Origin of the sequence: Comamonas odontotermitis (genome assembly GCF_040396735.1) — a bacterium.
In the GTDB taxonomy this organism is placed as follows: Bacteria; Pseudomonadota; Gammaproteobacteria; order Burkholderiales; family Burkholderiaceae_C; genus Comamonas; species Comamonas odontotermitis_C.
In genome coordinates this window covers 1-9463 of record NZ_JBEBNZ010000056.1, presented here as the reverse complement: position 1 = coordinate 9463, position 9463 = coordinate 1, and the positions used below count along the sequence as shown (strand labels likewise).

Sequence of the window (9463 nt, the reverse complement as noted above, 5' to 3'; positions counted from 1 at the left end):
CCTGCTGTGCAGGTGTCTGGCGCGGCCCGTGAGGAACCGCACAATGAGTGCAAAAACCGTTTCCCGTGCCTATGGAGAAGGCCGGGTCAAGGCCTTGCGCCGCATGAAGCAGCCGATGGCGCTGCTGATCGTGGCCGATGCCGCTCCTTTCAACCCTGTCGCCAAAGCCATGGCCCAGCGGCGTCTGTCCGGCGCTGCCGGCAAGCACATCCGAAGCCAGGGCGCGCAGCGCCGGGCCGACCGCATGGCATTGCAGCAGGTCATACGCAGGGGCAGTCATGATGACTGATTCCGCTTTCAAACCATCCGATGGCTTTGTCCTCTTGGGTACGCGAATGGTTGAACAATGGAAAACCTCTGCCAATGATGAGAACAAGAACATGAACGATTTGAGAACCCCGAGTGAGCTGCTCCTGCGCGAGCAGATGCATGAACGTCAACAAAACCTGCAGACCATTGCGGCGCAGCTGAAAACCGAATTGATCGGTATTGATGACGTGATCGACCGTGTCATTGGCGCCGTGCGCGCCTGGTACGTGATGCCGCAGCTCATTACCCGCCCCGTGATCGTGTGCCTGTGGGGCCTCACAGGCACAGGCAAGACCCAGCTGACCAGGCGCCTGGCGCAGCTTCTGGGTTTTTACGATCGCTTTGTCGAAGTGCAGATGGATGGCTTCAGCCAGAACAGCGGCAACTACGGCGCATCGACGATCTCCGGCACGCTCGAGAGTGCCGGCCTGGTCGAAGGCGTGCCGGGTATCCTGGTGCTCGACGAGTTCCAGCGCTACCGCACGGTGAGCAGCCGGGGTGAGGACAGCAAGGTCGAGCGGTACCAGGACGTGTGGGCGCTGCTGTCCGACGGCAAGCTGCCGCCTGCGCTGTCGGAGCTGCACAACATGGAGCGCAAGCTGGCCGATGCGCACTATGAGGCTGAGCGCGAAGGCGAGGATGACGAAGAGGAGCGACGCAAGAAGCAGAAGCTGCGCTACAAGATCGACGCCTGGGACGCGCAGGCGCTCAAGCGCAGCCTGAAGCTCGCCGAGCCGCTGATCGAGATCATGCAGTGGAGCAATGACTACATCCACCAGCTGCTGGTCAAGTTCCGCGAATCGCAGCAATCCTGGGAGACGGACTACAGCAAGCTCCTGGTGTTTGTCTGCGGCAACCTCGACGAGATGTACACCGAGACGGCCAGCCGCGTGGAAGACTGCGACACCGATGCCGACATCTTCCACCGGCTCACGAGCCGGCTGTCGTTGATCGATGTCAAGCGCGCGCTGGCCGAGCGCTTCAAACCCGAGCAGATCGCGCGGCTGGGCAACCACCATGTGATCTACCCATCGTTCAGTCGCGCCACCTATGAGCAGCTGATTGCCGCTACGGTGCGCAACTACGTGCAGGGCATTGCCGACAACTGTGGCCTGCATTTCGTGATCGGCAGCGATGTGCTGGCGCAGATCTACCAGAACGCGGTGTTCCCCACCCAGGGCACGCGTCCGCTGTTCTCGTCGGTGCACACGATCCTGTCGAGCTCGCTGGTCGATGCGGCGCTCTGGGCGCTGGAGCAGGGTGCGCAGGCAGGCCAGTCGCTGCAGGTGCACATGGCGCCTGATGCGGCGGAGCTGGTGGTGCAGATGCAGCTGCCATTGCATGAAGCCGCTGGCGGGCAGGTGCACAGCCAGCGCTTTGCCGTGCCGCTGGATCTGAACCGGATCAAGCAGCGCACCAGCGCAGATTTTCGCGCGCTGCTGGCGGTGCATGAGGCGGGGCATGGCCTGGTGTATGCGCTGCTGTTTGGCCGCGCGCCGCAGGAGCTCAAGATCAACATCGCCACGTTCGAAGGCGGCTACAACAGCTTTACCGAGCTGCAGGCCACCTCGCGCCGCAACAAGCTCGACATGGTGTGCGTGGGCCTGGCTGGCCGCGCTGCCGAGCGCCATGTGTTTGGCGAGGCCGCTTGCACCACCGGTGCCGAGCAGGACATCCGCCAGGCAACGGCCGACGCTGCGCGCTACCTGCGCCACCTGGGCTTTGGCGACCGCCTCTCGCGCACCGATGTGGCGGACGAATCCGGTGAGAACATGAACACCGAGGTGGAGCCGACCAACACCGCCATCGAAGCACTGCTGCAGGCGCAGATGCTGCGCGCCCAGCAACTGCTGGTGCAGCACAACGACTTGCTGGTGTCGATGACGGAAGTGCTGATGCGCGAGGGCCTGATCACCCCGGCAGCGATGGTGGCACTGTGCGCAGCCCAGGGCCAGCGTGTGGCGCTCACAGCGGCCAAGGGAGGCGATGGGCCAGAGCCCAAGCTGGTGCTGGAGCCCTATGCCAGCATGCTGGCAGCGCATACCCAGGGCGCTGCGTAAGCACATCGTGGTGCCAAGCGCGGCGCAGACCGCGCGGCAGGCCTTGGGTCACCAGCCTTTTGATACCTTCAAGCCACCCGCAAACTGCGGGTGGCTTTTTTCATGCGGCCCGCATGCCGCTGCAGGCGTGAGGCACGCGGCTTCATTGGGCGCTGTCGGCTCCTTTGCCGGTCAGCTGGCGCACGGTAAAGCCTTCTTTTTGCAGCAGCTGCAGCAGGTTGTTGTCTCCCACCATGTGCAGCAGGCCGACGGCGATGAAGAGCTTCGGGTGCTGGGCCACCAAGGGGGTAATGCGTTCTGCCATGCGCCGGTTGCGGTCGTCGAGCATGGCGGTCTTCATGCCCAGGTCGTCCATGCAGTTGCAGGTGCGCATCAGCGTCTCCAGGGCCGCGAGATCGCCGCTTTGCCAGTGGCGCACCAGGTCGCCGGTGATCTCGCGGCTCTTGCCGCTGCGGATGTCGTCCAGCACCTTGGTGATGTCGTCGGGCGTGGCCAGGTTGGCCAGCGAATCCTTGCCGCCCAGGCCCATGGCGTCGAGCTGCTCCTGCGCAGTTTCAAGCGCCAGGATCGGCCGGCCCCCAGCCTGCGCCATGGCTGCCAGGTTCAGATCGATGCCAAAGGCCATGCTGTAGCCATCGCGTGACACATCGGCCACGGCGAGCGCCAGTATCTTGGGGATGGTGGCCATGCCTTGCCAGCTGCTGCGCTCCACGCACAGCGTCTGGGCCATGGCATCCATGCGCGTGCGCAGCTGCGGGTTGTTGCGCATCACCAGTTGCTGCGCGTCGCTGTCGCGGGCCATGGCCTGCATCAAGGTCTGCAGGGTTTGAGGGTCCAACGGATTGAGTTCCAGCGCAATGGCGGGGGCTGTGCGCAGGGCCTGCGCGGTACGCGGGCCGGGGTAGATCCACGGTAGCTTGCCCAGGTGAATGGTGCCCAGCAGGTACGCCATGTGCTCGCCTTTGCGCAGTTCCCACAGAACGCCCTGGTCGGGGTGCGGGCGCTGTGCCTCGGCCTGGTAGTCGGCCGGGCTTGGCAATGTGGTTGGGGGGCACTGCAGGGGCGTTGCGGCGGTGTTGGTGCTGGCAGGTGATTGTGGAGCGCGGGCCTGTGCGCCGGGCGTGGCCAGCAGGGCGCCGCCTGCCAGCGCCAGGGCAGCTAGGGTGGCCTTGACGCCGGGTATCCGCAACGAAAATACTATGTTTTTAATAGCTGATGGCGCTTGACAGTATTGCGCCAGAGGCTGCTTTTTCTGCAAATTTCTCTCCCGGTAGTGGCAGAGCGCATTGTTGCCGCAAACCCAAAAAAAGCGAATGCCGGGCATTCGCTGTGTTGCGCCAAGGCAGCGGTGCCTTTACTGCGCCTGGATCTGGGCTTCCCGCACCACCTTGCCATTGGCTTCCCATTCCTTGCGGATCAGGGCCTGGAACTGGTCTGCGCCCATGGACAGCGGAATATTGTCGAGCGAGCGCAGTTTGTCCTGCACCTCGGAGTGGGCCAACTGGGCGTTGATGGTCTGGTTCAGGCGCTGCACCACGGCAGCGGGCGTGCCTGCCGGTGCGTAAAAGCCGAACAGCGAGGTGAGGTTGGCGCTTTGGTAGCCCAGCTCGCCAAGCGTGGGTACCTGCGCAAATGCCGCCGCGCGCTCGGGGCCGGTCACCGCCAGCACGCGCAGCTTGCCTTCGGCGATCAGCGCGTTGATGGGCGCATAGGGGTTGGCCACCAGCAGATCGAACTGGCCGCCTGCCGCGTCGGTGATGAGCTGGCTGCCGCCCTTGTAGGGCACATGCACGAGGTTGGCACCGGTCTGGCGGGTGAACTGCTCGATCATGATGTGGCCCAGCGTGCCGTAGCCGGAGCTGGCGATGGTCACGCCCTTGGCGCTGGCCTTGGCAGCAGCGAGCACGTCGGCAACGCTGCTGCCCTTGAAGGCCTTGGTGGCCAGCAGGTACACCGGCGCATACATGGTGGAGGCCACGGCGCTGATCTGCTTCATCGGGTCGTAGGCTACCTTCATCACGTGCGGCAGCAGGGTGAGGGTGCTGATGCCGGAAAAGGCCAGCGTATGGCCATCGGGGGCAGAGCGTGCGAGCGCATCCATGCCCATGCTGCCGCCCGCGCCGGGCTTGTTGTCCACGATGATGGAGGTTTGCAGCAACGGTGCCAGCAGGTCGGCAAACTGGCGTGCCACCACATCATTCACGCCACCGGCCGGGAAGGGCACGATGATACGGATGGGCTGGCCGCCGGGCCAGGGCTTGTCTGCAAAGCTGCTGCCGCAGGCAAGGCCGGCAGCCAGGGCGGCGCCGGTTTTCAGCCATTGGCGACGGGAGAATGGGGAAGTCATGGGCATCCAGGGAGTATGAAGGGCTCAGCGCACGGCCTGGGTGTCAAACCAGCGGCGCGCCAGGCGGTCCCAGAAACGGGCGCCCAGATCGAGGTTGTTGTCGTTGAAGTCGTAGCCAGGGTTGTGCAGGCCGACGCCGGGCTGGCCATCGGCGCCATTGCCGATCCAGCCATAGGCGCCGGGAACGGCTTCGAGCATGAAGCCGAAGTCTTCGGCGGTCATCGCGGGCAGCACATCGGTGTGCGCATGGGCGTCTCCCACCATCTCGCGCATCACCTCGCCCATGAAGATGGCTTCCTTCCTGTGGTTGGTGGTGTTGGGGTAGCCGGGTTTGATGATGACTTCGGCGCTGGCAAAGTGCGCCTCGGCCATGTGGCTGCTGATGCGGTGCAGGCCGTCGATCAGGAACTGTTGCGAGGCATTGGTGAGGTTGCGGCAGGTGCCGTAGATGCGCGCTTCGTCGGGGATGATGTTTTCCACCGTGCCCGACTCGATCTTGCCGATGGTGAGCACCGCGCTGTCCAGCGGATCGGTGCCGCGCGAGATGAGGGTCTGCAGCTGGCCGACGATGGCGCAGGCCACGGGAATCGGATCGATGGTGGTGTGGGGCAGGGCGGCATGGCCGCCACGGCCACGCACGATGATCTCGAACCGCAGCGCCGCTGCCATGATGGGGCCGACGCGCACGCCCATCTCGCCCTGCGGCAGTGCGGGCCAGTTGTGCAGCGCAAACACTGCCTGGCAGGGAAATTGGGTAAAGAGCCCGTCATTCATCATGGCGCGCGCCCCGGCACCGCCTTCTTCGGCGGGCTGGAAGATCAGGTGCACCGTGCCATCGAAATCGCGCTGGCGCGAGAGCAGCTCGGCCGCGCCCAGCAGCATGGTGGTGTGACCATCATGGCCGCAGGCATGCATGCGGCCTTCGTACTGGCTGATGTGGCCGAACTGGTTGGTTTCCTGCACGGGCAGGGCGTCCATGTCGGCGCGGATGCCGATGGCAGGCCCCGGGTTGGCGGCATCGCGCCCCTTGCCGTAAATGCTGGCAACGATGCCGGTGGTGCCCAGGCCCCGCGCCATGGGTATGCCCAGCGCCGTGAGGTAGGCCGCAATCTTGTCGGCTGTGCGGCTTTCTTCGTACTTCAGCTCCGGATGCATGTGCAGGTCGCGGCGGAATGCGGTGAGCTGGTTGATATTGGGTGCGTTGTCTTTGTCGAGGTACATGGCTCAATCTCCCGGGATCGATGAAGGCAGCCGGGCCGGTGGGGTTGCACCGATTATGCGGCTGCCAAAACTACTTCGGCTTATATGGTTAGGCCCATCATTGTCGCCCGCAGGACGCGCCCGGCGCCGGTGCGGGCCATGGCGGGCTGCATCGGCATTCCATGGGAAGCAAAGCACGAGGTTGGGCCAGGCTCTGAATTTTTATCGAATTTATTTATTAAAGTATTTGTTATTCTGATAAAACCCTGTTCTGGTTCCGGATCCAATTCATTGAATGCTGTGCGGGAGATTGGCATGAAGGGTAGTTCGATCAGAAGCATAGGCCTGAGCGCGTTGATGCTCGTCGCCTCTTGCGCGTATGCGCAAAACAGCTATGCCCCGCAAAACGGTACCTGGGTCGTGAGCAGTGAGCTGGACGGCAAGCCGGGCCGCGGCCTTGCGCTGGATGTGCAGTTTGGCTCGATGGTGCTGCAGCTGTATGGGTACAACGCAGACGGCTCGCCCACGTTCCACATGGCCAGCGGCAATTTTCAGATGGTGGTGGGCATGCCCTTTGTCGCGCCTCTCAAGCGATACGCAGGGGGCCGGTACTTTGGCAGTGATGCACGCGATGCCCAAGAGCTGGATACGGCTGGCGATGTCACCGTCATTTTCGACAGCGCCACGACGGCAACCTTGACGCTGCCCGGCGAGCAGCCGGTGCGCATCGAGCGCCTTTACTTTGACAATCCGGTGATCCAGCCGGGGCAGCGCGCCACATTCCTTCTGGGCCATTCCTGGCAGCCGGATGCATCGGCGCTTGTGGCCAGCCTGGAAATGACTGGCGATGGCTCCGTCAGCTTTCAGTACCCGCGCTATGACCCGGATGCCAACAAATTCCTGACCATTCAATGGCCCTGCAAGGCAGAGCAGGCGCGGCAGACCCTGGTCTGCGAACGCCTGAGGGACGATGGCGAGGTTCTGGACCGCGTGGTGCTCAAGCGCTATCTCCATGAGCTGATCGGCGTGCTGGAGACCAATGATATGCGGGGCTCCAACCGTGGAGCAGAGGCTTTCAAGGGCCCTTTGCTGACCGTGCATGGCGGCAGCAACACGTTGCAAGCCCTGCCGCTGGACACAGCCACGCCGCCCGCAGGCGCGGTTGGGGCCGTGGTTCCCGACAGCGGCACATGGATGGTGACGGAAGAGAGCACCGGCCAGCCCGGCCGGGGGCTGAGCATCGACCCGCAAGGCGGGCAGGTGCTGGTGCAGGTGTTCAACTACGGCAGCGACGGGCAGCCGACCTTTCATATGGGCACAGGCCCGTACCAGCAGGGGGCAGCAACCGTGGCGCTCAGGCAATACCGAGGCGGACGCGCACTGGGCGGCGCCGCTGCATCGGGTACGGAAATGGGCGAGCCCCAGGCGATGGGCCTGCAATTCGATACGGCCACCAGCGGCTGGGTGCAGTTTCCGGGCGAAGCGGCAAAGCGCATCCATCGTTTTCAGTTTGGCGTGAACCATTGGTTTGTGGAGACCATGAGGCAGCCGTTGATGTATCTGGAAGGGGAGTGGTCTGCGGTATCGGCCGATCCCAACATGGCGCTGAGGGTGAAGCTCTCGCCGGTCAACTGGCAACCAGGGGTCAATCCGCCGACTTCGTACGAAAGCTGGTCCGAAATCGGCTCCAGTGAAAAAGTGAAGTGCTGGTACGAGCAAACTGCCGACGGCAATGTGCGCTGTAAGGTGACGGACAAGCGGCTGGGCAGCTATCCGGAGCTGGAATACCGCTTTGCGCTCAGCTACCGGGGGCGCAGCCTGGCCGCCGTGTACCGGCTGCTGAGTGACCAATCGCTGCTGCTGCTGGGGCAGGTGCCTTTGATCCGCACGAGCAATTTTTACACCGCATTTGACGAGGGCATTGGTTTACCCAGAACGCGCTGACACGGCGAGCCGCATGGAAGACGGGGATTTTGTATGAAGCGTTTGCGTAAACAGATTCTGCTGCTGCTGGGGGTTGCTGCAGGCATGGCTCCGGCGTGGGCCGCGCGTGATTTCACGCCACTGGCGGGCACATGGGTGATCGATGCCGAGCTGGATGGCAAGCCAGGGCGCGGTCTGGCGATTGACGTGCAGGGCAATACCGTGGTGCTGCAGGTCTACGGCTACGAGGCCAATGGTGCCGCCACCTTCTACATGGCTTCTGGCCAGATGGACGGAGACAGTGCAGTGCTGCCGTTGCAGAAGTTCAAGGGGGGAGTCGCCCTGGGCGGTGCGATGCAGGATGCCGTGCTTGCCGAAAATGTGGGCAATGTACGGCTGCAGTTTGCCAACGGCGTGCAGGGCAGCATCCAATTGCCTGGCGAACCTGCGTATGCCATGCGCCGCTTCATCTTCAACCCCCGTGGTGAACAGTCGGTCTCCCGGCGGCAGCGCTTTGCGCTGGCTGAACTCGATGCCGAGCGCCGTCCCGTTGGTTTGTGGAATCTGGAGGTCTATGGCTCGGGGCGCTTGATCTTGAAAGGGCAGGCTCCATCGGCATACTGGTACTTTGTATGCCAGCCAGCCGATGAACACAGCACCGTGGAGTGCAGTGGAGAGGCGCCAGCCGAGACACCCAAAAAAAAGGCTCGGCTGAGTTACCAGCAGCATCTGTATGACCTCAGCGCCTTGATGGAGGTCGAGGGTGAGCCCGCTCGCCGGATGGTTGGCGCTTACCAGGACACTGCGACACCGAGGTTGATGCCATCGAGTGCCGATCAGATATGGTTTTCGGGATTTCAGGGAGGTTATGGAGGGCAGCGCATTCCAGAGCCGGGTACCTGGATCGTGCGGGACGAAAAGACCGGCAAGCCCGGCCGAGGCTTCAGTCTGGATGTGCAATTTGACCAGGCACTGCTGCAGATCTTCAATTACCGGCCCGATGGCAGCGCCACCTTTCATATGGGCTTGGGCGAATATGCCAAATCGAAGGCACAGATTGCACTCAAGACCTACCAGGGGGGGCGCTACCTGGGAGGGCCGTGGCAATCGGCCACCGAGGCATCCGATGCAGGGTTGACGACCGTCAATTTTGATCGCATAGACAGCTACAAGAACATGAATGAAGGCTCGATTCGCCTGCCGCAGGAGCCGCTGCGCGTGATCGAGCGTTTTGAGCTGCAGCCAACGCGCCCCGATCTTGCCAGCCTGATGGGCGATTGGATCTTCACCGACAGAGATTCAGAGTTCTCTGTTGTGCTCAACAGGATCAACGGCAAGGTGCTGAGCAATGAGGCTGGAGATTTTCAATGCCAGTTCATCGAGTTGCTGACGGATACCGTGGTCGAGTGCAATAGCGTAGCGGCCACTGATAAGCGGGCCGTTCGTTTCAGCTTCCCTTTCAGCTACCGAGGGCGCAGCGTGGCCTCTGGCGGCATTGCCTTTCGAGTCCGTGACAGCTTTGGCAATCTCACAGGCGTGGGTCCACTCATCAAGCAGTAAACAGGTTCTAAGAACGTGTTTACGATCTCCTCGCGCCGCGACAGTGGCTTTGCGGGGCGCCCGG

7 protein-coding genes are annotated in these 9463 nt (G+C 63.0%); 4 read left to right on the top strand and 3 right to left on the bottom strand.

Translation table 11 applies throughout. The features are described from left to right. The first annotated feature begins 43 nt into the window (after positions 1-43). Complete coding sequence (locus ACH2DG_RS20725; RefSeq protein WP_184707272.1) at positions 44-289, top strand: hypothetical protein; 246 nt, start codon at positions 44-46, stop codon at positions 287-289. A 91-nt stretch (positions 290-380) separates the two neighbouring features. Then, complete coding sequence (locus tag ACH2DG_RS20720; protein WP_395028472.1) at positions 381-2369, top strand: AAA family ATPase; 1989 nt, start codon at positions 381-383, stop codon at positions 2367-2369. 142 nt (positions 2370-2511) lie between these two features. Here the strand turns inward: ACH2DG_RS20720 and ACH2DG_RS20715 are convergent, their stop codons facing one another. The 3 genes from ACH2DG_RS20715 to ACH2DG_RS20705 form a co-directional block, all read right to left on the bottom strand. Then, entirely contained in the window at positions 2512-3558 is a 1047-nt protein-coding gene (locus ACH2DG_RS20715; RefSeq protein ID WP_395028470.1) for a TraB/GumN family protein, read from the bottom strand. A gap of 165 nt (positions 3559-3723) precedes the next feature. Beyond that, positions 3724-4716, bottom strand: a complete 993-nt coding sequence (locus ACH2DG_RS20710; RefSeq protein ID WP_395028468.1) for a Bug family tripartite tricarboxylate transporter substrate binding protein — start codon at positions 4714-4716, stop codon at positions 3724-3726. A 24-nt stretch (positions 4717-4740) separates the two neighbouring features. After that, positions 4741-5937, bottom strand: a complete 1197-nt coding sequence (locus tag ACH2DG_RS20705) for a M20 aminoacylase family protein (RefSeq protein WP_395028466.1) — start codon at positions 5935-5937, stop codon at positions 4741-4743. Positions 5938-6273: 336 nt separating this feature from the next. Between ACH2DG_RS20705 and ACH2DG_RS20700 the strand changes: the two genes are divergently transcribed. Continuing rightward, a complete protein-coding gene (locus tag ACH2DG_RS20700) occupies positions 6274-7860 on the top strand; it encodes a hypothetical protein (RefSeq protein WP_395028465.1) in 1587 nt (528 codons plus the stop codon). 33 nt (positions 7861-7893) lie between these two features. Beyond that, entirely contained in the window at positions 7894-9399 is a 1506-nt protein-coding gene (locus ACH2DG_RS20695; protein ID WP_395028463.1) for a hypothetical protein, read from the top strand. The last annotated feature ends 64 nt before the right edge of the window (positions 9400-9463 follow it).

Coding starts and splice junctions, on each gene's coding strand:
- ACH2DG_RS20710 (WP_395028468.1), bottom strand. CDS start 4,716: ATGACTTCCCCATTCTCCCGTCGCCAATGGCTGAAAACCGGCGCCGCC.
- ACH2DG_RS20700 (WP_395028465.1), top strand. CDS start 6,274: ATGCTCGTCGCCTCTTGCGCGTATGCGCAAAACAGCTATGCCCCGCAA.
- ACH2DG_RS20705 (WP_395028466.1), bottom strand. CDS start 5,937: ATGTACCTCGACAAAGACAACGCACCCAATATCAACCAGCTCACCGCA.
- ACH2DG_RS20695 (WP_395028463.1), top strand. CDS start 7,894: ATGAAGCGTTTGCGTAAACAGATTCTGCTGCTGCTGGGGGTTGCTGCA.
- ACH2DG_RS20725 (WP_184707272.1), top strand. CDS start 44: ATGAGTGCAAAAACCGTTTCCCGTGCCTATGGAGAAGGCCGGGTCAAG.
- ACH2DG_RS20720 (WP_395028472.1), top strand. CDS start 381: ATGAACGATTTGAGAACCCCGAGTGAGCTGCTCCTGCGCGAGCAGATG.